This is a genomic window from Micromonospora sp. CP22, from assembly GCF_009712475.1.
GTDB lineage: Bacteria > Actinomycetota > Actinomycetes > Mycobacteriales > Micromonosporaceae > Micromonospora.
In genome coordinates, this window is the sequence record NZ_VCJO01000030.1 from 1 (window position 1) to 23,554 (window position 23,554).

At 73.0% G+C, this 23,554-nt stretch carries 21 protein-coding genes; 18 read left to right on the forward strand and 3 right to left on the reverse strand.

Annotation, left to right across the window (positions count from 1 at the left end):
* Positions 1–384 precede the first annotated feature (384 nt).
* Positions 385–1,479 carry a hypothetical protein gene (locus FF096_RS26440; RefSeq protein ID WP_196222646.1) on the reverse strand — a complete coding sequence of 365 codons (1,095 nt, stop codon included), beginning with the start codon at positions 1,477–1,479 and terminating at the stop codon, positions 385–387.
* 273 nt (positions 1,480–1,752) lie between these two features.
* Between FF096_RS26440 and FF096_RS25135 the strand changes: the two genes are divergently transcribed.
* The gene (locus FF096_RS25135) at positions 1,753–2,682 is read left to right on the forward strand and encodes a Replicase polyprotein 1ab (RefSeq protein ID WP_375335392.1); all 930 of its coding nucleotides are present in this window, start codon (positions 1,753–1,755) and stop codon (positions 2,680–2,682) included.
* Positions 2,683–2,684: 2 nt separating this feature from the next.
* On the forward strand, positions 2,685–3,698 hold the full coding sequence (locus FF096_RS25140; protein WP_155222044.1) for an HAD-IIA family hydrolase: 1,014 nt from the start codon (positions 2,685–2,687) through the stop codon (positions 3,696–3,698).
* Between the two features lie 14 nt (positions 3,699–3,712).
* On the opposite strand, the gene FF096_RS25145 is transcribed toward FF096_RS25140, so the two are convergent.
* Positions 3,713–4,051 carry an SCP2 sterol-binding domain-containing protein gene (locus FF096_RS25145; RefSeq protein ID WP_309223897.1) on the reverse strand — a complete coding sequence of 113 codons (339 nt, stop codon included), beginning with the start codon at positions 4,049–4,051 and terminating at the stop codon, positions 3,713–3,715.
* A gap of 111 nt (positions 4,052–4,162) precedes the next feature.
* Between FF096_RS25145 and FF096_RS25150 the strand changes: the two genes are divergently transcribed.
* The 13 genes from FF096_RS25150 to FF096_RS25215 all read left to right on the forward strand — a co-directional run bounded on the left by FF096_RS25150 (position 4,163) and on the right by FF096_RS25215 (position 19,619).
* Positions 4,163–4,735: a phasin family protein gene (locus FF096_RS25150; protein WP_155222046.1), complete on the forward strand. Its 573-nt coding sequence runs from the start codon at positions 4,163–4,165 to the stop codon at positions 4,733–4,735.
* Between the two features lie 22 nt (positions 4,736–4,757).
* Entirely contained in the window at positions 4,758–4,979 is a 222-nt protein-coding gene (locus FF096_RS25155) for a hypothetical protein (RefSeq protein ID WP_155222047.1), read from the forward strand.
* A gap of 16 nt (positions 4,980–4,995) precedes the next feature.
* Positions 4,996–5,856 (forward strand): TlyA family RNA methyltransferase, encoded by an 861-nt coding sequence (locus FF096_RS25160; RefSeq protein ID WP_155222048.1) that lies wholly within the window; start codon positions 4,996–4,998, stop codon positions 5,854–5,856.
* Positions 5,857–5,992: 136 nt separating this feature from the next.
* The gene (locus FF096_RS25165) at positions 5,993–6,877 is read left to right on the forward strand and encodes an NAD kinase (RefSeq protein ID WP_309223898.1); all 885 of its coding nucleotides are present in this window, start codon (positions 5,993–5,995) and stop codon (positions 6,875–6,877) included.
* 57 nt (positions 6,878–6,934) lie between these two features.
* Entirely contained in the window at positions 6,935–8,692 is a 1,758-nt protein-coding gene (gene recN, locus FF096_RS25170) for a DNA repair protein RecN (protein ID WP_309223899.1), read from the forward strand.
* A 118-nt stretch (positions 8,693–8,810) separates the two neighbouring features.
* Entirely contained in the window at positions 8,811–9,989 is a 1,179-nt protein-coding gene (gene steA / locus FF096_RS25175; RefSeq protein WP_155222050.1) for a putative cytokinetic ring protein SteA, read from the forward strand.
* A 27-nt stretch (positions 9,990–10,016) separates the two neighbouring features.
* Positions 10,017–10,958, forward strand: coding sequence for a copper transporter (locus FF096_RS25180; RefSeq protein ID WP_309223900.1), 942 nt, complete (start codon positions 10,017–10,019; stop codon positions 10,956–10,958).
* A gap of 151 nt (positions 10,959–11,109) precedes the next feature.
* A complete protein-coding gene (locus FF096_RS25185) occupies positions 11,110–11,976 on the forward strand; it encodes a hypothetical protein (protein ID WP_309223908.1) in 867 nt (288 codons plus the stop codon).
* Between the two features lies 1 nt (position 11,977).
* Positions 11,978–13,612, forward strand: coding sequence for a lipid II flippase MurJ (murJ, locus tag FF096_RS25190; protein ID WP_309223901.1), 1,635 nt, complete (start codon positions 11,978–11,980; stop codon positions 13,610–13,612).
* Between the two features lie 52 nt (positions 13,613–13,664).
* Positions 13,665–14,840: a glycosyltransferase family 4 protein gene (locus tag FF096_RS25195; RefSeq protein WP_309223902.1), complete on the forward strand. Its 1,176-nt coding sequence runs from the start codon at positions 13,665–13,667 to the stop codon at positions 14,838–14,840.
* Positions 14,840–17,143 (forward strand): hypothetical protein, encoded by a 2,304-nt coding sequence (locus FF096_RS25200; protein ID WP_230462960.1) that lies wholly within the window; start codon positions 14,840–14,842, stop codon positions 17,141–17,143. Before FF096_RS25195 ends, FF096_RS25200 begins: the two co-directional genes overlap by 1 nt.
* Before the next feature lie 137 nt (positions 17,144–17,280).
* Positions 17,281–19,017: a CTP synthase gene (locus FF096_RS25210; protein WP_155222051.1), complete on the forward strand. Its 1,737-nt coding sequence runs from the start codon at positions 17,281–17,283 to the stop codon at positions 19,015–19,017.
* Positions 19,014–19,619, forward strand: coding sequence for an NUDIX hydrolase (locus FF096_RS25215; protein ID WP_309223903.1), 606 nt, complete (start codon positions 19,014–19,016; stop codon positions 19,617–19,619). The genes FF096_RS25210 and FF096_RS25215 overlap by 4 nt, the downstream gene beginning before the upstream one ends.
* A gap of 62 nt (positions 19,620–19,681) precedes the next feature.
* Here FF096_RS25215 and FF096_RS25220 read toward each other — a convergent pair whose 3' ends face one another.
* Positions 19,682–19,939 (reverse strand): TM2 domain-containing protein, encoded by a 258-nt coding sequence (locus FF096_RS25220; RefSeq protein WP_196222644.1) that lies wholly within the window; start codon positions 19,937–19,939, stop codon positions 19,682–19,684.
* A gap of 287 nt (positions 19,940–20,226) precedes the next feature.
* Here FF096_RS25220 and ald point away from each other — a divergent pair, with 287 nt between their 5' ends.
* From ald to FF096_RS25235, 3 genes are all read left to right on the forward strand, one after another.
* Positions 20,227–21,342, forward strand: a complete 1,116-nt coding sequence (ald, locus tag FF096_RS25225; protein ID WP_309223904.1) for an alanine dehydrogenase — start codon at positions 20,227–20,229, stop codon at positions 21,340–21,342.
* Positions 21,339–22,340 (forward strand): site-specific tyrosine recombinase XerD, encoded by a 1,002-nt coding sequence (locus FF096_RS25230; protein WP_155222054.1) that lies wholly within the window; start codon positions 21,339–21,341, stop codon positions 22,338–22,340. The genes ald and FF096_RS25230 overlap by 4 nt, the downstream gene beginning before the upstream one ends.
* 261 nt (positions 22,341–22,601) lie before the next feature.
* Complete coding sequence (locus FF096_RS25235) at positions 22,602–23,525, forward strand: ParA family protein (protein ID WP_155222055.1); 924 nt, start codon at positions 22,602–22,604, stop codon at positions 23,523–23,525.
* Positions 23,526–23,554: the final 29 nt, after the last annotated feature.

Sequence of the window (23,554 nt, forward strand, 5' to 3'; positions counted from 1 at the left end):
GAACCCGGAAGCTAAGCCCTCCAGCGCCGATGGTACTGCACCCGGGAGGGTGTGGGAGAGTAGGACACCGCCGGACACACGTCACAGTCGAGGGCCGCCCGGAATCGGGTCGGCCCTCGACTGCGTTGCGTCGTTGAATACGACGTACTTAGGAAGGATGTACCTGTGAGTTCAGCACCTCAGGGCGGAGACCGCCCCCGGGGCTACGAAGGCCGGCCTGCGGATCGCGACGGCGGATCCCGCCACGACGACCGCCCGTCGCGCCAGGTCCGGGGAGAGGAGCGGGGCTCTCGCGACGGCGGACGCGACGCCGGATACGGCGGCGACCGTGGTCGGTCCGGGGGCTTCCGCCGCGACGGTGACCGTCGTGAGGGCGGCTTCCGCTCAGGCGGTGGACCCCGCGACGACCGTGGGTACGGCGGGCGCGACAACTCCGGTGACCGGCAGCGCACCAGTGGCGGCTTCCGTGGCGTGGAGCGCCGCGACGGCGACCGGCGTGACAGCGGGTTCCGACGCGACGGCGGCGAGCGCTCGGGTGGCTTCCGGGGCGATGAGCGTCGTGAGGGCGGTTTCCGAGGCGGTGACCGAGCCTCCGGCGGCTTCGCCGACCGTGAGCGCCGTGACGGCTACCGGGGCGGCGACCGCCGCGACGGAGGCTTCCGCGGCAACGATCGACGCGACAGCGGCGGCGACCGCCGCGACGGTGGGTTCCGGGGTGGTGACCGCCGTGAGGGCGGCTACCGCCGCGACGCGGACGAGCGGCGCGGTGGCGAGCGCTCGGGTGGCTTCCGGGGTGGTGACCGTCGTGACGGTGGGTTCCGTCGGGACGACCGTCGTGAGGGCTTCGGCGGTGACCGCCGTGAAGGTGGCTTCCGTGGTGGTGACCGCCGTGAGGGCGGCTTCCGTGGTGGTGACCGCCGTGACGGTGGGTTCCGTCGGGACGACCGTCGTGAGGGCTTCGGCGGTGAGCGCCGTGAGGGCGGCTTCCGTGGTGGCGACCGCCGCGATGGTGGCTTCCGTGGCGGCGACCGCCGTGAGGGCGGCTTCCGCGACGGTGAGCGCCGTGAAGGTGGCTTCCGGGGCGGCGACCGTCGGGACGGTGACCGTCGCGAGGGCGGCTTCCGGGGGAACGATCGCCGTGAGGGCGGCTTCCGCGACGGTGAGCGCCGCGATGGTGGCTTCCGTGGTGCTGACCGTCGGGACGGTGGGTTCCGGGGCGGTGAGCGTCGCGAGGGCTTCAGTGGTGAGCGTCGTGAGGGTGGCTTCCGCGACGGTGGCCGTCGTGATGGTGGCATCCGTGACGGTGGCCGTCGTGAGGGCGGTTTCCGGGACGGTGACCGCCGTGAGGGCTTCCGGGGCAACGATCGGCGTGACGACGGCGGTGAGCGTCGTGAGGGCGGTTTCCGTGGTGGAGACCGCCGGGACGGCGGCTTCCGGGACCGTCGCGACGGTGACCGCTTCGGCGGCGAGCGCCGACAAGGCTTCCGTGACGGTGAGCGTCGTGAGGGCGGCTACCGGGGTGGCGAGCGCCGTGAGGGCGGCTACCGCGATGGTGACCGCGCTCGGGGTGCGGGCGGCTTCGACGGTCGCCGGGGCGGTGGGTTCCGCGACGACCGGGGCGGTGAGCGCCGCTTCGGGCGGGGTGACGACCGGGACGGACGTGCTCCGGCGGAGGAAGGGCGTACCGAGGCACCGGCGCTCCCCGACGAGATCGTCGCGACCGACCTGGACAAGGACGTCCGCGCCGAACTGCTGTCGCTGGCGAAGCCGGTCGCGGACAGCGTCGCCCGGCACCTCGTGGCGACCGGGCAGCTGATCGACGAGGACCCGGCCGGGGCGCTCGCTCACGCGCTGGCGGCTCGTCGGCTCGCGTCGCGGATCTCCTCGGTTCGGGAAGCCGTCGGTCTGGCCGCGTACCACGCGGGGGAGTGGCAGTCGGCCATCGCGGAGCTGCGGACGTACCACCGGATGAGCGGTTCGCAGAACCACCTCGCGGTGATCGCGGACAGCGAGCGGGCACTCGGCCGTCCCGAGCGGGCCATCGACCTGTTCCGGGGCGCGGACCAGGAGAAGCTCGACCCGGCCGTGGCGATCGAACTGCTGATCGTGGCCGCCGGCGCGCGCGGCGATCTCGGCCAGCGGGACGCCGCCGTGGCGATGCTCCAGGTCCCCGACCTGACCAGCGAGACGATTCAGCCGTGGACGGCACGGCTGCGGTACGCGTACGCCGACGCCCTGCTGGCCGTCGGGCGGCGGACCGAGGCGCGGGAGTGGTTCTCCCGTGCGGCGGAGGTGGACACCGAGGCGGAGACCGACGCGGCGGAGCGGCTGCTCGACCTCGACGGTGTGGTCATCGAGGGCGACGACGCAGACGAGGCGGCCGAGGCGCTGGCCGACGGTTCGTCGACCAGCGACGACGGTGACGACGCGCCCGGCGACGAGTCGGCCAGCGACGACGCGACTGGTGACGACGCGGCAGAAGAGGTGGAGCCGGGCGGCGACGAGCCGGCGGCGGTCGAGGAGCGGACGGACGACCGGCCGAACGACGATCAGCCCGCCGACTCGGGCGCGACGGCTGTGGCGCAGAGCCCGGAGCCCGCAGACGGCGAGCAGGACCCGGTCGCCGACCTCGACGCGGATCGCCGCGCGGCGAACGGGATCGAGAACCCGGAGGCACGGTAGCGATGAGCGGGGACCGGCTGGTGGACGGATACGCCCTGGTCGTGTTCGACCTGGACGGAGTGATCTACCTGATCGACCAGCCGATCCCCGGCGCGGTCGACACGGTGGCCCGGCTGCACGGTGAGGGCCGTGCGGTCGCGTACGCGACGAACAACGCCTCGCGTCGCGCGGCCGACGTGGCCGACCTGCTCACCGGGATGGGCGTCCCGGCGCGACCGGACGAGGTGCTCACCAGCGCCGCCGCCGCGGCTCAGCTGCTGGGTGAGCGCCTTCCCGCCGGTGCCCCGGTGCTCGTGGTGGGCGCTGAGGCGCTCCGAACCGAGATCAGCGACGTCGGGCTCACCCCGGTCGCCACGGCCGACGAGGCTCCGGTCGCGGTGATCCAGGGGTACGGCCCGCAGGTGGGCTGGGCCGATCTGGCCGAGGCGGCGGTGGCGGTCCGGGCGGGTGCGACCTGGGTGGCCACGAACACCGACCGGACCCTGCCCAGTGGGCGTGGACCCCTGCCGGGCAATGGCGCGTTGGTGGCCGCGCTGGCCACCGCGCTCGGCCGAGACCCGGACGAGATCGTCGGTAAGCCCGCACCGGAACTGTTCGCCACCGCCGCTCGGCGCGCCGACGGTGGTCGTACCGTGGTCGTCGGCGACCGGTTGGACACCGACATCGAGGGCGCCAACCGGGCCGGCCTGGACAGTCTGCTGGTCCTCACCGGTGTCAGTGACGCCGCCGAGCTGCTGGCCGCGCCCGTTGAGCGACGGCCCACCTACGTCTCGTGGGACCTGACCGGCCTCTTCGACCCCGACTTCGTGGTGCGGGTCCCGGCAGCCGACGCCGACCACGGCGGTTGGCAGGTGACGATTGGCACCGACGAGTGGCGGTTGTCCGGCTCGGGCCGGGCGTTGGACGCGCTTGCCGCGCTCTGCGCGGTGGCCTGGCACAGCCACCCGGTCGGCCCGATTCGTCCGGCCTCCCCGGAGGCGGCGCAGGCGCTGGAGAAGCTCGGCCTGGCCGCCTGAGGCGGTTTCTCCGCTCAGAGCAGCTTGCGCAGTTTCATCAGGTCGAACGGGTTCGCCTTGATCGACACGCGGCGGTTGGCGACCGCGCGGGTGACGTCGAGTTCGCCGCGTACCAGGGCCAACAGGTCGTCACTGGTGGTGCTCAGGGCGATCTTCGCCTTCGGGTTGTCACCGTCGGCGAGTTCCACCAGCCGTCCACCGGTGAGCCGGCCGTGGAAGGCGGTCTCCAGGTCGGTGATCCGGCAGGCCAGGGTGCGGTCCAGGTCCACGCGGTCACGGACGGTCTCCGCGTTGCGTTCGAGCCGGGCGGCCAGATCCTGCAACGCCTGCCGGCACTCGTCCACGGTGGCCACCGATCGCCTCCTCGCCACACCACGTCGTCTCCCGGCACCGTACCGCACAGGGCGCATTCGGCGGCCCGGTAGCGTGACACCTGCACAGCCCTCGGGCGAAAGGACTCAGGCATGCAGGACGCGTGGCGCGCCTACCTCGAACTGGCCATGGGCCTGACGGAGGCGCCCCGGAAGAAGGCGCAGGAGGCGGTACGCCGGGCGATGGGGTCGACCGGGGCGACCGCGGCCCAACTCCAGACGCTCGCCGAGGAGTTGCGGTCCACCGGTGCGGCCAACCGTGAGGCCCTGACGAAGTTGGTGCGGTTCGAGGTGGAGCGGGCGCTCGGTGCGGTGGGGTTGGCCACCGCCGAGGAGGTCGCCGAACTGGACCGTCGGGTGCGTGAGTTGGAACGCCAGCTCCGGGCGTCCGCCGCACCGCCGGTCAGCGGCGCGGCGACCGGCCCCGTGACGACCGCCGAAGCCTCCGAGACCGGCTCCGTCGGCACCCCACCGACCGCCGCCGCGACCCCACCCACCAAGGCGGTCGCGAAGAAGGCGGTGGCCAAGAAGGCGGTGGCGAAGAAAGCGGTCGCGAAGAAGGCCGTGGCGAAGAAGGCGTCCGGCGCTGTCGCGCGTACCGCTGACGGTGGACCGACGCCGCGCCCGGCGAAGGCCGCACCTGCGCCGGTGGACGGCGACGCGTGATCGGGCGACGGGACGTGACAGCATGACCGCACCGCGACCTGGACCGCCGCCGGGCCCGCGTCCCGGTCCTCCGCCGCCGCGCGGGGCCGACCAGGGCGGGTACGACGATGGCCACCCGGCCGTGGACGCCGCGGTACAGGCGATCGCCAACGCCGCAGACCTCAGCCCCGCCGACCAGATCGCCCAGTACGAGGCCGCGTACCAGACGCTGCGGGAGACGTTGGCCACCATCGACCAGTCCTGAGGAGGCGCGTCCGTCCATGGCACGGCGTAACCGGTTGGACGCCGAACTCGTCCGTCGCGGGTTGGCCCGTTCCCGCGAACAGGCGGTCGCGCTGGTGGAGGCCGGCCGCGTGCACCTGCGGGGGGTGCCGGCCCGCAAGGCCGCCGCGATGGTCGATCCCGCCGATCCGCTGCTGGTCAGTGGCGCCGACCCCGCCTTGGAGTACGTCTCCCGGGGCGGGCACAAGCTGGCCGGCGCGCTCGCCGCGTTCACCCCCGGCGGCCTGACGGTGCGCGGTCGGCGCTGCCTCGACGCCGGTGCCTCCACCGGTGGCTTCACCGACGTGTTGCTGCGCGCCGACGCCGCCGAGGTGGTCGCGGTGGATGTCGGCTACGGCCAGCTGGCCTGGTCGTTGCGCAACGATCCCCGGGTACGGGTCCTCGAACGCACCAACGTCCGGACGTTGACCCCGGAGGCGATCGACGGTCCGGTGGACCTGACCGTCGCCGACCTGTCGTTCATCTCGCTGCGACTGGTCCTGCCGGCTCTGGCGGCCTGCACCCGCGCCGAGGGTGACCTGGCGCTGATGGTCAAGCCGCAGTTCGAGGTGGGCCGGGAGCGGGTCGGTGCCGGTGGAGTGGTGCGTGACCCGGAACTGCGTGCCCAGGCGGTGCTGGACGTCGCCGCGACGGCCGGGACGCTGGGGCTGGGGCTGGCGGATCTCGCGGCCAGCCCGCTGCCCGGGCCGAGCGGCAACGTCGAGTTCTTCGTATGGTTACGCCGGGACGCGCCACCGGCCGACCCGCACCGGGTGCGGGCCGTGGTGGCGGCCGGGCCGACCGGCCCGGTGACGTCCGGCGACGGGCCGGGCGAGGGGACGGAGGAGGTGGCCACGTGAGCGAGCGGAGCGCGCGAACCGTCTGGCACGGCAGCGTGGCGGCTCGCGCCGCCGGTGCGCGAACCGTGTGGCACAGCGGCGGGAGCGGTTCTCGGCCGGTTTACCACCCGCACGGTGATGCGGGACGGTCGTCGCGGTGACCCGTACCGCTCTGCTGGTGACACACACCGGCCGCCGACGCAGCACCGAACACGCGCGTACCGTCGCGGCGGACCTGATCGCCGCCGGGTTCGAGGTGCGGGTGGTGGCCGAGGAGGCCGAGGACCTGGACCTACCGGGCGTGGTGCCGGTGACCGGGCTGGAGGCGGCCGAGGGCGCCGAGATCGTCTTCGCGCTCGGCGGGGACGGCACGTTCCTGCGCGCCGCCGAACTGGCCCGCCCGGCGAAGGTGCCGCTACTCGGTATCAACCTCGGGAAGGTCGGCTTCCTCGCCGAGGCGGAGATCGGCGACCTCGACGTGGCGGTACGCGACGTGGTGAGCCGCAACTACAGCGTCGACGAGCGACTCACCCTCGACGTGACCGCCGAGTTCGACGGCGGGCCGACCATCGAGTCGTGGGCACTCAACGAGATCAGCGTCGAGAAGGGTGAGCGGGCCCAGATGCTGGAGCTGCTCGTCGACGTCGACGGGCGACCGCTGTCCCGGTACGGCTGTGACGGCGTGGTCTGCGCCACCCCCACCGGTTCGACCGCGTACGCCTTCTCCGGCGGAGGGCCGGTGGTCTGGCCCGAGGTGGAGGCGTTGCTGCTGGTGCCGATCAGCGCGCACGCGTTGTTCAGTCGGCCGTTGGTGACGGCGCCCACCTCGACCATCTCGATAACCGTCGACCCGTTCACCACGCTCGCGGTGCTCTGCTGCGACGGGCGGCGGGTCTACGACCTGCCGCCGGGTGCCCGGGTCACCGTGCGCCGGGGCGCCCTGCCGGTGCGGATCGTCCGGCTGCGGGACCGGTCGTTCACCGGGCGTCTGGTGGCCAAGTTCGACCTTCCGGTGCACGGCTGGCGGGGCAACCGCCGCTGACGTCGGCGGTGTCGTCGGCTGGTCAAGTGTCGGGCCACGCGTCTACTGTCGGTTGCTGTGCTGGAGGAGCTACGCATCACCGGGCTGGGCGTCATCGAGGACACGACGCTGCCGCTGACCCGCGGCATGAACGTCATCACCGGTGAGACCGGTGCCGGTAAGACGATGGTGGTGACCGGGCTCGGCCTGCTCTTCGGTGGCCGGGCCGACGCGGGTCGGGTGCGAGCCGAACCGGGCCGTGCCGTGGTCGAGGGTCGGCTGCGCCTCGACGGGCGGGTGGCCGAGACGGTGCACGCCCGGATCACCGACGCCGGAGGCGAGCCCGACGAGGACGGCTGCGTGCTGCTGAGCCGTACGGTCACGGTGGAGGGTCGGTCCCGAGCGCACCTCGGTGGCCGTGGCATGCCGGTGTCGATGCTCGGTGAGGTCGGTGAGCAGGTGGTGGCCGTACACGGCCAGTCCGACCAGCTGCGCCTGCTGCGGCCGGCGGAACAGCGGGCCGCGTTGGACCGGTTCGCCGGCCCGGAGCACGAGAAGCTGCTCGACGCGACGCGGGACGCGTTCACCCGCTGGCGTCGGGTGGTCGACGACCTGGCCGACCGGCGACGCAACGCGCGGGAACGCCACCAGGAGACCGACCTGCTGCGGTTGGGTCTCGACGAGATCACCCGGGTGGATCCGCAACCGGGTGAGGACGACGAGTTGAAGGCGGAGACGCAGCGGCTGGAGCACGCGGAGGGTCTGCGTACCGCGGCCCAACTGGCCCATCAGTGCGTGGCCGGCGGGTTGGAGGCCACCGACGACACCCCCGACGCCTCGACACTGCTGGGCACCGCCCGGCGCACGCTGGAGGCGCAGGCCGCCACCGACCCGGTGCTCGGTGAGTTGGCCGCCCGGCTGGAGGAGGCGGCCACGCTGGTCGCCGACGTCTCGGTGGAACTGTCCACCTACCTCGCCGGACTGGACGCCGATCCGGCCCGGTTGCAGGCGCTGTACGAGCGGCGGGCCGCGCTGCGGGCGCTGACCCGCAAATACGCCGACGACGTCGACGGGGTGATCGCCTGGGCGGAGCGGGCTCGGACCCGACTGTCCGAGCTGGACACCTCCGACGAGTTGCTCGACGAGCTGGACCGGGAGGCGTCCCGGCTGGCCGGCGAGGTGGCCGAGTTGGTCGGCCGACTGTCGGTGTCCCGGCAGGAGGCGGCGGCACGCTTCGCCGAGCAGGTCACCGTCGAGCTGGCCGGGCTGGCGATGCCGCACGCCCGGATCGAGGTGGCGGTGCTGCCCCGACCCGCCGGTCGGACCGAACCGACGTTGTCGGTCAACGGGGTCGACGTGGGTGTCGGGCCGGACGGCGGCGACGAGGTCGAGTTGCGGCTGTTGGCGCACCCCGGCGCGCCGTCGCTGCCGCTGCAACGGGGTGCCTCCGGCGGTGAGCTGTCCCGGGTGATGCTCGCCATCGAGGTGGTCTTCGCCGGCACCTCGGGCCCGCCGACGCTGGTCTTCGACGAGGTCGACGCGGGTGTGGGCGGACAGGCGGCGGTGGAGATCGGCCGGCGGCTGGCCCGGTTGGCCCGCAGCCACCAGGTCCTGGTGGTGACCCACCTGCCCCAGGTCGCCGCCTTCGCCGACCGGCACCTGGTGGTGGCCAAGGACACCGGCGGCGCGGTCACCACCAGTGGGGTCCGGGTGGTGGAGGACACCGAACGGGCCCGGGAACTCGCCCGGATGCTCGCAGGTTTGCCGGACTCGGACCTGGGTATCGCTCACGCGGAGGAACTCCTGGCCGTGGCGGCCAGGGAACGGCGGTCCTGAGGGCCACGATGTGAGCGGAGGCACACCGGCCTTCGCCCATGTGTGCTTCCCTGGGTAGGCGGCCCTGCTCAGGCATGTCGCGACAGATTCGCCTGCCTCACATGCCAGGATGGTCACGATGCGTCTACCCACGTTGCGCCGGGCCCGGAACGCGGAACCGGGACAAATCCTCGGCACCGCCCGCCTCGACCGCCGCACCAAGCGGCTGGTCGGCCGCCTCCGCCCCGGCGACATCGCGATCATCGACCACGTCGACCTGGACCGGGTCGCCGCCGACTCGCTGGTCGCGGTCGGTGTCGGCGCGGTGCTCAACGCCAAGCCGTCGGTGTCGGGCCGTTACCCGAACCTCGGGCCGGAGGTGCTGATCGCGGCGGGCATTCCGCTGCTGGACGACCTCGGCGAAGGTGTCTTCGAGCGGATCCGTGAGGGCGACACGGTGCGCATCGAGGGCAACACCGTCTACCTCGACGACGATCCGGTGGCACACGGCAGCCTCCAGGACGCCGAGAGCGTGGCCAAGGCGATGACCGACGCCCGGGAGGGCCTGTCGGTGCAGTTGGAGGCTTTCGCCGCCAACACGATGGACTACCTCAAGCAGGAGCGTGACCTGCTGCTCGACGGCGTCGGCGTGCCCGACATCGCCACCGAGGTGCAGGGCCGGCACTGCCTGATCGTGGTCCGGGGCTACGACTACAAGGCCGACCTGGATGTGCTGCGCCCGTACATCCGCGAGTTCAAGCCGGTGCTGATCGGTGTCGACGGGGGCGCCGACGCGCTGGTCGAGGCGGGCTACACCCCCGATATGATCATCGGCGACATGGATTCGGTCACCGACGACGTGCTGCGCTGCGGTGCCGAGGTGATCGTCCATGCGTACCCGGACGGGCGGGCGCCCGGGCTTCCCCGGGTCAACGGCCTGGGGGTGCCGGCGGTGACCTTCCCGGCAGCCGCCACCAGCGAAGACCTCGCCATGCTGCTGGCCGACGAGAAGGGCGCCTCGCTGATCGTCGCGGTGGGCACCCACGCCACCCTCGTCGAGTTCCTCGACAAGGGGCGCGGCGGCATGGCCTCGACGTTCCTCACCCGGCTCAAGGTCGGCGGGAAACTGGTGGACGCCAAGGGCGTCAGCCGGTTGTACCGGCAGAGCATCTCGGGGTCGTCGCTGCTGCTGCTGGTGCTCTCGGCGCTCGCCGCCATGGCCTCGGCGGTGGCCGTCTCCACCGTCGGTAAGGCGTACCTGGGTGTGGTCTCCGAGTGGTGGGACAATTTCGTGTTCCAGCTCGGCCAGCTCTTCTAGCTCCCGACCGATCAAGAGGCTTCAAGCGTGATCAACTTCCGGTACCACGTGGTGTCCCTGACCGCGGTCTTCCTCGCCCTGGCGATCGGCCTGGTGGTCGGCACAGCCGCACTCAACGGTCCGGTCGCGGACTCGCTCCGGGAGACCGTCAACGAGCTGCGCAAGGACAACCAGCAGATGCGCCAGGCGGTCCAGAGCATGCAACGGGAACTGGAGCTGGAGGAGGATTTCGCCGCCGAGATCGCCCAGGTGATCCTGCCGGGCACGCTCAGTGGCAAGCGGGTGTTGGTGCTCAGCCTGCCCACCGGCCGTGACCACACCGAGGGCGTGCTCAAGATGCTCGAACTGGCCGGCGCCGACATCACCGGACGCGTCGACCTGCAGGACAAGTTCATCAACCCGGAGAACAACAACGACCTGCTGGAACTGGCGGTCACCGCGGCCCGGCCCACCAACGCGCCGACCGGGGGGCTGCCCGGCAACGGTCACGGCGTCGAGACCTCCAGCGCTCTGCTGGCCACCGTGCTGCTGGACCAGCCCGCCGGTGCCGAGCCGGTCACCGAGGCGGACCGGCGGGCGGTGCTGGCCGCGTACGGCAACGCCAACTACCTGACCACCTCCGACCGGGTCACCAAGGCGGCGGAGGCCGTCGTGGTGGTCAGCGGGCAGCCGTACGTGGACAAGGACTCCGCCAAGAAGGACGAGTCCGTGGTCAAGATCGCCGAGCAGTTCGACCGGACCGGGGGAGTCGTGGTGGCCGGCAACGGCTCGGCCGGTGGCAACCTGGTGGCCTTCGTGCGGGGCGACGCGGTGCTGACCCAGACCATCTCGACCATCGACAACGCCAACACGGTGCAGGGTCAACTGGTCACCACCCTGGCTCTGGTGCAGCAGCTCACCGAGCGCAAGGCCGGTCAGTACGGCGTCAACGACAGCGCCGCCTCGCTGGTGCCTAAACTGCCCCAGTGAACCCGTGCCCGGCGGCCCACCGTGGTGGTGGAAGCGGCCCCGCGCCGCGCGGTCGAGCCGGGTCAGTGATCCGACGAGGCATTCGGTGCCCGATTCCGACGATCTCCGCCGGTTGGCGGGAGGGGATGGCGTGAGTGAGCGGGACGGCGACGTGACGGCCCTCGGTCGACTCCTGGCGGCCGGGATCGGGGCGGTCACCACCCGGTACGCGTTGCGCCAGATCCGTACCTCACCGGCCGCGCCGGAACTGGAACGCACCAACTTCCGTGGACGCACCGTGACCCTGGCCGCCGGCCCGGCGCTCGCGCTGGGCGCCTCGGGCGCCGCCGCCTGCGGGGCGGCGAGCGGGGCGGCCGGGGCGGCCAGCCTGGTGGCCGGGCTCGGTGCCGGTGCCGTGGGGCTCTACGACGACGTCGTCGGCGCCCGGCCGGAGCAGCGGGCCGCCAAGGGCTTCGCCGGGCACCTGGCCGCACTGCGGCAGGGCCGGGTCACCGCCGGCCTCGTCAAGATCGTGGGAGTGGGTGCGGCCGGTCTGGGCGCGGCGGTCCTGCTCGCCGCCGACCCGGGCGTGGCCGGGCACCGCCGCCGACACCGGCAGACGCGGGTGGGGCGGGGCGTCGACGTGCTGCTCGGTGCGGGCGTGGTGGCCGGCACGGCGAACCTGGTCAACCTGCTCGACCTGCGTCCCGGCCGGGCGCTGAAGTCGGGTCTGCTGCTCGGCGCGCCGTTGAGCACCGGCCGGCACGGTGGGATCGCCTCGGGCGCTGTCGGTGCCGCGAGTGGTCTGCTCCCCGCCGACCTCGCCGAGGACGTGATGCTCGGCGACAGCGGTGCCAACGCCCTCGGCGCGGTGCTCGGGGTGGCGATGGCCGCCCGTACCGGCCCGGTCGGTCGGGCCGCGCTGCTCGCCGTACTCGCCGGGCTCACCGCCGCCAGCGAGAAGGTGAGCTTCACGAAGGTCATCGCGAGCACGCCGGGGCTGCGTGAACTCGACGCGCTGGGCCGACGCGCCGACTGACGTGACCAGACCGGCCCCCCTCGCCGGCGCCGGCCGGGTGGCCGGAGCGGCAGCCCTCATCGCCGTCCTCACCGTGCTCAGCAGGCTGGCCGGGTTCGGGCGTACCGCCGTGTTCACCTGGGTGGTGCAGGACAGCGACCTGGGCGCGATGTACCTGCTGGCGAACACCATCCCGAACATCATCTTCGAGATCGTCGCGGGTGGGGCGCTGGCCAGTCTGGTCGTACCGCTGCTCGCCGGTGCGGTCGCGGCGGGTGACCGGCGGACGGTCGGGGCGACCACCGGTGCCCTGCTCACCTGGACCGTGACGCTGCTCGTGCCGTTGGCGTTGCTGGTGGCGTTGGCCGCCGATCCGATCATCGCGGTGCTCGGTGACAGCCGGTCGCCGGAGGAGCTGGCCTCCGCCGCCCGGATGCTGCGGGTCTTCGCACCGCAACTGCCGCTGTACGGCATCGGCATCGTCCTCACCGGGGTGCTCCAGGCGCACCGCCGGTTCGCCTGGCCGGTCATCGCCCCGCTGCTGTCGAGTCTCACCGTGGTCGTCGTCTACCTGGTCTTCGCCGGGGTCGCCGGTACCGGAGCGAGCGTGGCGCAGGCCGGACGCGGCGGTGAGCTGATCCTGTCGGTCGGTACCACCCTCGGCGTGGTGGTGCTCTCCCTGTCGCTGCTGATCCCACTGCGTCGACTGCGGCTGTCGCTGCGCCTCGGGTACGCGTTCCCGGCCGACGCGCGGGCCCGGGTGCGTGGGCTGGCGGTGGCCGGGGTGGTGACGGTCACCGCACAGCAGGTGGCGCTGGCGGCGATCCTCTACCGGCTGGCCAGCGGTCGCACCGAGGCGTACCAGGTGTTCACCCTGGCCCAGACGTTCTACCTGCTGCCCTGGGCGGTGCTGGCGGTGCCGCTGGCCACCGCCGCGTATCCCACCCTGGCCGCGACGGCGGACGCGGACGAGCCGACCTTCCGCGACGTGTTGTCGTCCACGGTGCGCGGGGTGCTGCTGTGCAGTTGCCTCGGTGCCGCGGTCCTGATCGGTGCGGCCGGTCCGATCGGCCGGTTCTTCCCGCTCGACAGCGCCGCGACCGCCGCCGCGATCGCCGGTTACGCACCCGGTCTGCTCGGGTACGGGCTGTTCGCGGTGCTGTCCCGGGCCCTGTACGCCCGGGGCGCGACGCGGGCGGCCACCGCCACCATCACGGTCGGCTGGCTCGCCGTGCCGCTGGTGCTGTTCCCGCTGTCCGCGCTGCTCCCGGTGGCCGATCGGGTGCTGGCGGTGGCGCTGGCAAACTCGGCGGGGATGCTGCTGCTCGGTGTGCTGCTGCTGGTCGCCGTCGCCCGCTCCGCCGGGCGGGAGGCGCTGGCCGGTGCCGGCCGGGCCGGGGGCGCCGGTCTGCTGGCCGGTGGCACCGCCGCCGTCGCGGCGGTGCTGACGCTGCGGCTGCTCGACGCGCAGGGCGACCCCCCGGGTCGGTGGACGGCACTGATGCAGGGCATGCTGTCCGGAGTCCTGGTCGCTGTCGTGTTCCTCGCCGTGCTGTGGCTGGTCGACCGGCAGGACCTGCGGCCACTGCTGGCCGGGCTGGGTCGCCGCCTGCGCCGGTCCCGGCCAGATGACCGGAAGAAGGAGGCGTCCCGGTGAGCGCGAGGAGTGAGCCCGCGAGCCCCGCCGTCGCGAACGGAGAGTCGATCCGGTGAGCGCGACGAACGGGCCGACGGCCGTCGGGGGTCGACCGGGTACGGTCCTGCTGCTCCTGGCCTCCAGCACCGGCGGGGTGGGCCAACATGTCCGGTCGGTGGCGCGTGGGCTGGCCGCCGCCGGTCAGCCGGTGCTGGTCTGCGGACCGGCGGCTACCCAGGAACAGTTCGACTTCGAGGACGCCGGTGCCCGGTTCGCCCCGGTGGAGATCCCGGCGAGTCCCACCCCGGCCGACGCCCGTGCCGTCGGCGTGCTGCGACGCCTGCTCGCCGCCGAGCAGGTCAGCGTGGTGCACGCACACGGGCTGCGCGCCGGTCTGGTGGCGGCGCTGGCCCGGCCGTCTGCCCCGCTCGTGGTCACCTGGCACAACGCGGTGCTCGCCACCGGGATACGCGGCACGCTGTCCCGGCTGGTGGAGCGGGTCGTGGCGCGGGGTGCCCGGGTGACTCTCGGCGCCTCCGCCGACCTGGTGGCGCGGGCCGTCGCGCTGGGCGCGGCGGATGCCCGGCTCGGCCCGGTCGCCGCTCCCGAACTACCCGCGCCGCGTCGCCGTCGGGCGGCCGTGCGCGCCGAGTTCGGGGTCGCCGCCGACCAGCCGTTGATCCTGTCGGTGGGCCGGCTGCACCCGCAGAAGCGCTACGACGTGCTGGTGGACGCCGCCGCCCGGTGGCGGGCCCGCACTCCGCCGCCGGTCGTCGTGATCGCCGGTAGTGGTCCGGCCTACCTGCCACTGGCGGCCCGGATCAGCGCTGCCCGGGCGCCGGTCACCCTGCTGGGACACCGCACCGACGTGGCCGATCTGCTCGCCGGCGCCGACCTCGCCGTGGTCACCAGCGACTGGGAAGCCCGCCAGCTGTTCGCGCAGGAGGCGCTGCGGGCGGGCGTACCGCTGGTGGCGACCGCGGTGGGTGGGCTGCCGGAACTGGTCGGCGACGCGGCGGTGCTGGTGCCACCGGGTGACGTCGACGCGGTCGACGCGGCGGTACGTGGCCTGCTCGACGACGAGGCCGGCCGCGCCGAGCTGGCGCGGCGCGGCGCGGCCCGGGCGGGAACCTGGCCGACCGAGGCGCAGACCCTCGACCAGCTGCTCGCCCTCTACGCCGAGCTGGTCTCCGGCCCGGCCGGTCCGGCCACGCCGGACGCCGACGCACCGTCGACGGGACGTCGGTGATGCTGCGTCGTATCGCTCCGATCGTGCTCACCCTGGTGGTGGTGGCGCTCGGCATCACCGTGCTGGCCGCCCGCCCGCAGAGTCCGCCGGCCCGGCAGAGCGCCGACTACGTGGTGCTGGTCGGCGTGGCCGGGCTGCGGTGGGACGACGTGGACGCGGAGCGGACGCCGACGCTGTGGCGGTTGGCCCGCGAAGGCTCGATCGGGTCGCTGTCGGTGCGGTCCGCGCACCGACCCACCTGCCCGGTCGACGGCTGGTTGACCCTCGGCGCGGGCAGCTTCGCCGCCTGGCCCGGCAGCCGTGGCGCGGACGGGCAGTGCCCGCCCGTCGACGTGACGGTGGAGCAGCCGGACGGCATCGGCGCGAACCTGCCCGACCAGGAGAGCGTCGTCGTGTACAACCAGGACCGGCTGCCGTGGGGGACGGTGCCCGGTGCGCTGTCGGAGTCGGTGCGGTGCTCGGTGGCGGTCGGGCCGGGCGCGGCGGTGGCCGCCGCCCGGCCGTTCGGCCGGGTCGACCGGTACGCGTCGACCCTGCCTGCGGATCCGGCCGGGCTGCTCGGCTCCTGTGTGCTCAGCATCGTCGACCTCGGCACCGTGGAAGGCAGCGATCCGGCGGGGCGGGCAGCGGCGGCCGAAGCCGCGGACGCCCAACTGGCCCGGGTCCTCGACGCGCGCCCGCCGCACTCGCTGGTGATCGTCGCCGGAGTCTCCGACACCGAGCGGCCGTCCCGGCTGCACGTGGCCGTCGCACACGGGCCAGGCTGGGAGGAGGGCTTGCTGACCTCGCCCAGCACCGGCCGGCGCGGCTACCTGCAACTGATCGACCTGGCCCCGACCGCACTGGCCGCCCTGGGCCGTCCGATGCCGGACCGGGCGTTCCTGGGCCGCTCCGCCGAGTCCGTCGGAGGACGGCCGACCGACCTGTCCGCCGCGATCGCCGAACCCGCCGACGCGGACCGGGAGGCCGCCGCCCAGCGGGAGGTGGCCGGCGGGTTCTTCACCCTGCTCGCCGTCGTCCAGGTGGCGCTCGCCGTGGCGGTGCTGCCGCTGCTGCGGCGGGCCCGGCGGGCCCGGCGGCACGCCGGTCCGTACGGGCCGAAACCGGTGCCGCGTGCGGTGGTGGCGACGGTGGAGGTGCTGCTGATCGCCGCCGCGCTCGCGATACCGGTGGCGTTGGTCGTCGAGGTCGCGCCGTGGTGGCGCTTCGCACATCCGGCGGCCTCGTTCGCCGGGCTGACCGCCGTGCTGCTGGCCGCCACGACGCTGCTGGTACGCCTCGCCCCCGGCTACCGCACCACCCTCGGCCCGCTCGGCGCGGTGGCCGGGTTGGCCACGTCGGCCGTCGGCCTGGACGTCGTCACCGGCGCCCGGTTGCAGCTCAACGGGGTGGTGGGCTACTCCGCCCTGGAAGGTGGCCGCTACACCGGCCTCGGCACCGTCGGGCTCGGCGTGTTCGCCGCCGCCGCCCTGCTCAGCGCCGGTTGGCTCGCCCAACGGGTGAACCGCCGCTGGCGACCGACCGTCATGGTGATCGTGGGCGGGGCCGCCGTGGTGATCGTCGGCAGCCCGTACCTGGGTGCCGACTCGATCGGCGCGATCGCCCTGACCGCCGGTGTCAGCGTGGCGGCGGCGATCAGCGCGGGTGGCTGGCTGACCCTGACCCGGCTCGCCTGGGCGACGATGGCCGGACTGGCCGTGACGGTCGGGTTCGCCGTGGTGGACCTGGGCCGGGATCCGGCGGAGCGGGACAGCCTCGGCCGGTTCCTGGCCGCGCTCGGCGACGGTACCGGCGGGCTGACCGTGCAGCGGTCCAGCGCCGCCAGCTTCGAGACGCTGGTCAACAGCCCGCTGACGGTGCTGGCGTTGGCCGGTGCGCTGCTGGTCTGGTTCGCGTTGCTGCAACCCTGGGGCGGGCTGATGCGGCTGTTCGGCATCTACCCGGCGATCCGGGCGGCGATGGCGGGCACCGCGGTGGCGGCGGTGATCGGTGGCCTGCTGGGTGCCGCGGCACTGGACGTGGCCGGGGCGGCCGCCGCCGTGGTGGTGCCGATGGCGGCGCTGTCCGCGCTGCGGGTGCTCGACCATGCCGCGGACCGGACCCGACCGGGAACGGACCGCCCCGCCGACGGCGGACCGACGGGCGACGGCGGGGCATCGGGCGACGGTGGACCGACCGGCGGTGGACCGACCGGTGGTGGGTCGACTGAGGGCGGACCGACCGGCGGTGGACCGGCCGGTGGTGGGTCGACCGGGGGCGGTGGGTCGGGTGCGCGGTCGTCGCCCGAGGTCGCGACCGGGTGACCCGGCGTCGGTACCCCGGGTGCGGCACCGGCGGGCCGCCGGGGAGGTGTTACCGTGGAATCCCGTGGATCGCGTGATCACTTCGCTGATCGGCTCGGCGGTCTGCACGACCGCGACGGACGACACGGGAGCAGGCCTTGGCCCCTTCAGCACGGACGACCAGGCACATATTCGTCACCGGGGGCGTCGCCTCCTCGCTGGGTAAGGGGCTGACCGCCTCCAGCCTCGGCAACCTGCTCACCGCGCGGGGACTTCGTGTGGTGATGCAGAAGCTCGACCCGTACCTCAACGTCGACCCGGGCACGATGAACCCGTTCCAGCACGGTGAGGTCTTCGTGACCGAGGACGGCGCCGAGACGGACCTCGACGTGGGCCACTACGAGCGTTTCCTGGACCGGGCGCTGTCCGGCAAGGCCAACGTCACCACCGGCCAGATCTACTCCGACGTGATCGCCAAGGAGCGGCGCGGCGAGTACCTGGGCGACACCGTCCAGGTGATCCCGCACATCACCAACGAGATCAAGTCCCGGATCCTGGCCATGGCCGACCCGGACGACGACGGTCGTACCCCGGACGTCGTGATCACCGAGGTCGGCGGCACGGTCGGCGACATCGAGTCACTGCCGTTCCTGGAGGCGATCCGCCAGGTGCGGCACGACCTGGGCCGGGACAACTGCTTCTACCTGCACGTCTCGCTGGTGCCCTACCTCGCCCCCTCCGGCGAGCTGAAGACCAAGCCCACCCAGCACTCGGTGGCCCAACTGCGCAGCATCGGCATCCAGCCCGACGCCATCGTCTGCCGTTCCGACCGTGACATCCCGGACAAGCTCAAGCACAAGCTGTCCCTCTACTGCGACGTTGACGCCGAGGCGGTGATCGCCGCACCGGACGCGCCCAGCATCTACGACATCCCCAAGGTGCTGCACCGGGAAGGGCTCGACGCGTACGTGGTGCGCCGACTCGGCCTCTCCTTCCGGGACGTGGACTGGGACGGCTGGGACGACCTGCTGGAGCGGGTGCACCAGCCCCGGCACACCATCACCGTCGCCCTGGTCGGCAAGTACGTCGACCTGCCCGACGCGTACCTGTCGGTCAGCGAGGCGATCCGGGCGGCCGGTTTCTGGCACCGGGCCCGGGTCAATCTGCGGTGGGTGCCCAGCGACGACTGCGTCACGCCGACCGGCGCGGCGGCGGCGCTGGCCGGGGTGGACGGCATCGTCATCCCCGGCGGGTTCGGCGTCCGGGGCATCGAAGGCAAGATCGGCACCGCCCGGTACGCCCGGGAGAACGGCATTCCGCTGCTCGGGCTCTGCCTGGGCCTGCAGTGCATGACCATCGAGGTGGCCCGCCACCTGGCCGGACTGGACGGCGCCAACTCCCTGGAGTTCGACGCCGAGGCGGTGCACCCGGTGATCGCCACCATGGCCGACCAGCAGGACATCGTCGCCGGCAAGGGCGACCTGGGCGGCACGATGCGGCTGGGGGCGTACCCGGCGGTCCTCACCGAGGGGTCGATCGTGGCCGAGGCGTACGGCAGCACCGAGGTCAGTGAGCGGCACCGGCACCGGTACGAGGTGAACAACGCCTATCGCGACCAGCTCGTCAAGGCGGGGCTGCACATCTCGGGCACCTCGCCGGACGGTCGGCTGGTCGAGTTCGTCGAGCTGGACCGCGACCTGCACCCGTTCTTCGTGGCCACCCAGGCGCATCCGGAACTCAAGAGCCGCCCGACCCGGCCGCATCCGCTGTTCGCCGCCTTCGTCCACGCCGCGGTGACGTACTCACAGTCGGACCAGCTCCCGGTGGACCTGGACGACGCCGCCGAGCGGGCCAACCGCAACGGCGCCGCCGCGACGGCGACGTCGGCCTCGTGAGCGAGGTCGAGCACCACTACGAGGTGCGCTCCCGGCAGTCGCGCTACCGCGGACGGATCTTCGAGGTGGTCTCGGAGGAGGTCACCATGCCGGGCGGTGGCACCGCCACCCGGGACCTGGTCCGGCACGTCGGCGCGGTGGCGGTGATGGCGCTCGACGACGCCGGTCGGGTGGTGTTGATCCGGCAGTACCGCCAACCGGTCGGGCGACGGCTGTGGGAACTGCCGGCCGGTCTGACCGATGTGGCCGGAGAGGACCCGGCGGTCACGGCGGCGCGGGAGTTGGCCGAGGAGGTCGACCTGGTCGCCGGTCGCTTCGACGTCTTGGTCGACCTGCACAGCTCGCCCGGGTTCACCGACGAACTGGTCCGGGTCTTCCTGGCCCGTGACCTCGCCGACGTACCGGCGGGGCAACGCCACGACCGGCACGACGAGGAGGCCGACCTGCAGATCGTCCGGATCGACCTGGACGAGGCGGTCGGGATGGTGCTGGCCGGTGAGATCACCAACGCGTCCTGTGTGGCCGGGCTGCTCGCCGCCGCTCGGGCCCGCGACACCGGCTGGTCGGCGCTACGCCGGGCGGACGTCCCGCTGCCGGGCTGACGGCAGTACCTGACACGCAGGGGCCGGGCGAAGATCGCCCGGCCCCTGCGTGATGTCGCGGATCAGTCGCGCAACGGTCGCCCGTGTGCGTCGACACCACCGTTGACCAGGATCAGGATCCCGTCGATGAGGCCCCAGAGGCTGCCGATTCCGCAGGTCACCAAGGTGACGATGAGCTGGATGACACCGGTCTTGGTGTCACCCATGTAGAACCGGCCGACGCCGAAACCGCCCAGCAGGATCTGCAGGACACCCGCGACGACCTTGCTCTTGTCAGAAACGCCCTGGGGGTGATACCCGGGCTGAGGGGGATAGGTCATGAGGCGACACAATAGTGATCCACCCGCTGGTCTGCGGCACCGGCCTGCCAAAGTGGGACGATGACATCGAACCCTGTCCTGACGGCTGAGGTGACACTCCACCGAGGGGCGCGTTCACACCTGACACACCGTCAACGTCCGCGACCACCAGGTGTCACAGTGCTGGCACCGGCGTCGGGTCGGCCCGCTTAAACTGCCGCCCACGGGACGGTTGTCTGTGGCGGCAAAGGGGCCACCACACTCCGCGTTTGTCGGGGCAGCGGTCCGGCGGAGAGAGGGTCTGCAACGTGAAGGTCGGCATCCCACGCGAGGTCAAGAACCACGAGTACCGGGTGGCGATCACGCCCGCGGGCGTCAACGAGTTCACCCGAGCCGGTCACCAGATCTTCGTCGAGGCCGGCGCCGGGCTCGGGTCGAGCATCACCGACGAGGAGTTCGCCGCCGCCGGAGCCAAGATCCTGGAGAGCGCCGACGAGGTCTGGGACGCCGGGGACCTGGTGCTCAAGGTCAAGGAGCCGGTCGCCGAGGAGTACCACCGGATGCGCGAGGGGCAGGTGCTCTTCACCTACCTGCACCTGGCGGCCTCCCGGGAGTGCACCGAGGCGTTGCTCGACCAGAAGGTCACCGGCATCGCGTACGAGACGGTGGAGCTGCCGGACCGGTCGCTGCCGCTGCTCGCCCCGATGTCCGAGGTGGCCGGACGGCTCGCTCCGCAGGTCGGGGCCTTCCACCTGATGCGTACCGGCGGTGGCCGGGGGGTGCTGCCCGGCGGTGTCTCCGGTGTCTACGCGGCCAAGACCGTGGTCATCGGTGCCGGTGTCTCCGGCATGAACGCCGCCGCGATCGCGCTGGGCCTCCAGTCCGAGGTGCTGCTGCTGGACAAGAACGTCGGCCGGTTGCGGCAGGCCGACGCCATCTACCGGGGCCACCTACAGACCGTCGTCTCCAACGCGTACGAGATCGAGCGGGCGGTGCTGGACGCGGACCTGGTCATCGGGGCGGTGCTGGTGCCCGGGGCGAAGGCGCCGAAGCTGATCACCAACGAGCTGGTCTCCCGGATGAAGCCGGGCAGCGTGCTGGTCGACATCGCCATCGACCAGGGCGGCTGCTTCGAGGACTCGCGGCCCACCACCCACGACGATCCGGTCTACCGGGTGCACGACTCGATCTTCTACTGCGTGGCGAACATGCCCGGCGCGGTGCCCAACACCAGCACCTACGCGCTGACCAACGTCACCCTCCCGTACGCCCTCGAACTGGCCAACCACGGGTGGCGTGAGGCATCCCGCCGCGACCCGGCGTTGGCGCTGGGCCTGAACACCCACGATGGTCAGGTCGTCTACGGCCCGGTCGCCGAGGCGCACGGCCTGTCCACCCTGCCGTTGGCCGAGGTGCTGGCCTGACGGACCAGTGGTCGAGCCCGGACGAGGCCGGCGGGGACGACCAGCCCTCGCCGGCCCTGCGCCGTGCCGTGCGCGGTTACCTCGACCACCTCACCGTCGAACGTGGACTCGCCGCGAACACGCTCGCCTCGTACCGTCGGGATCTCGACCGTTACCTCGGATCGCTGACCGCCGCCGGGGTGACCGACCTGTCGGCGGTCTCCGCCGGCGAGATCGAACGCCACCTGGCCCGGCTGCGCGCCGGTGCCGACGGGCACCCGCCCCTCGCCGCCTCCTCGGCCGCCCGCGCCGCCAGCGCGGTACGCGGACTGCACCGGTTCGCCCTGCGCGAGGGCCTGGCCGCCGCCGACCCGAGCCGCGACGTGCGACCCCCCGCCACACCTCGTCGGCTGCCCCGGGCGTTGCCGGTCGACCAGGTCGTCGCCCTCCTGGAGGCCGCCGGACCGGTCGACGCGGCGGGGGACGCCGCCCCGCTGGCGCTGCGTGACCGGGCGCTGCTGGAGTTCCTGTACGGCACCGGGGCACGGATCTCCGAGGCGGTCGGCACCGTGGTCGACGACGTGGACCTCGACGACGGGGTGACGGTGCTGCGCGGCAAGGGCGGCCGGACCCGGCTGGTGCCGATCGGCGGGTACGCGCTGCGGGCACTCGGCGCGTACCTGGTGCGCGCCCGGCCGGGGTTGGTCGCCGCCGGGCGGGGCAGCCCGACGGTCTTCCTCAACGCCCGGGGCGGCCCGCTGACCCGGCAGGGCGCCTGGACCATCCTGCGCCGGGCGGCCGAGCGGGCCGGGCTGACCGTCGACGGTCCACAGGCCGTGTCGCCACACACGCTGCGTCACTCGTACGCCACCCACCTGCTCGACGGCGGCGCCGACGTCCGGGTGGTGCAGGAACTGCTCGGCCACGCCTCGGTGACCACCACCCAGGTCTATACCCTGGTCACCGTCGAGCGGCTGCGCGAGGTCTATGCCACCGCGCATCCGCGCGCCCGCGACTGAACCTCGACGGTGACCGGCCGTGACCGGGCCCGTCGGGGGACCGGTCGGTGGGCCGGGCACGGCCGGTGCCGGTGCCTGACCTGCCGGTGACCGTTGCCGGCGGCCGACACGCCGAGCGGGTCCGAACGGCCTGCTGGTCGGTGGCGTACAGTCGGCATCGGCGCGGCCTCGCGGAGGAATCGCCGGGGTGCGCAGCGGCGCCGCAAGGACGTCGAGCGGCTCCGACGCCGGAATGGTCGTCGGAAGGGGGCAACGAAGGACATGGCTGGCAACGGTGACCGTGCCGAGACCTGGACGTCGGAGCTCCGCGAGCAGCAGAACGCCCTCGGCTCGGATCTGGGCCCAGCCGATCCGGCCGCCTACACCATGCGTAAGCCGATCCCGGAGCCGATGCCGACCGACCGGCACGGACCGGCCCGGATCATCGCGATGGCCAACCAGAAGGGCGGGGTCGGCAAGACCACCACGACCATCAACCTCGGTGCGGCCCTCGCCGAGTACGGTCGCAAGGTGCTGCTGGTCGACTTCGACCCGCAGGGTGCCCTCTCCGTCGGGCTGGGAGTCAACCCGCACAACCTCGATCTGTCGGTCTACAACCTGCTGATGCAGGACGACGTCACCGCCGAGGACGTGCTCATCAAGACCGACGTGGCCGGGCTGCACCTGCTGCCCGCCAACATCGACCTCTCCGCCGCGGAGATCCAGCTGGTCAACGAGGTCGCCCGCGAGATGGCGCTGGCCCGGGTGCTCAAGAGCGTCCGCAAGGAGTACGACTTCATCCTGATCGACTGCCAGCCGTCGCTCGGCCTGCTGGCGATCAACGCGTTGACCGTCGCCCACGGCGTGCTGATCCCGCTGGAGTGCGAGTTCTTCAGTCTGCGCGGCGTGGCACTGCTGCTGGACACCATCGACAAGGTGCGCGAGCGGCTGAACTTCGACCTGGAACTCGAAGGCATCCTCGCCACCATGTACGACAGCCGCACCACACACTGCCGTCAGGTGCTCCAACGCGTGGTGGAGGCGTTCGGCGACAAGGTCTACCAGACGGTGATCACCAAGACCGTCAAGTTCCCCGAGTCCACCGTCGCCGGCTCGCCGATCACCACGCTCGACCCGGCCTCCTCGGGTGCCCGCAACTACCGTCAGCTGGCCCGCGAGGTGATCGCCGCGCAGGCCGAGCGGTAGGAGGCGCTGAACCGAGGTGTCCCGACCGT

Excerpts from the sequence above, each read along its gene's own strand:
- FF096_RS25140 (WP_155222044.1), top strand. The coding sequence starts at position 2,685 with ATGAGCGGGGACCGGCTGGTGGACGGATACGCCCTGGTCGTGTTCGAC.
- FF096_RS25150 (WP_155222046.1), top strand. The coding sequence starts at position 4,163 with ATGCAGGACGCGTGGCGCGCCTACCTCGAACTGGCCATGGGCCTGACG.
- FF096_RS25160 (WP_155222048.1), top strand. The coding sequence starts at position 4,996 with ATGGCACGGCGTAACCGGTTGGACGCCGAACTCGTCCGTCGCGGGTTG.
- FF096_RS25155 (WP_155222047.1), top strand. The coding sequence starts at position 4,758 with ATGACCGCACCGCGACCTGGACCGCCGCCGGGCCCGCGTCCCGGTCCT.
- steA (WP_155222050.1), top strand. The coding sequence starts at position 8,811 with ATGCGTCTACCCACGTTGCGCCGGGCCCGGAACGCGGAACCGGGACAA.
- FF096_RS25220 (WP_196222644.1), bottom strand. The coding sequence starts at position 19,939 with ATGACCTATCCCCCTCAGCCCGGGTATCACCCCCAGGGCGTTTCTGAC.
- FF096_RS25235 (WP_155222055.1), top strand. The coding sequence starts at position 22,602 with ATGGCTGGCAACGGTGACCGTGCCGAGACCTGGACGTCGGAGCTCCGC.
- FF096_RS25200 (WP_230462960.1), top strand. The coding sequence starts at position 14,840 with ATGCTGCGTCGTATCGCTCCGATCGTGCTCACCCTGGTGGTGGTGGCG.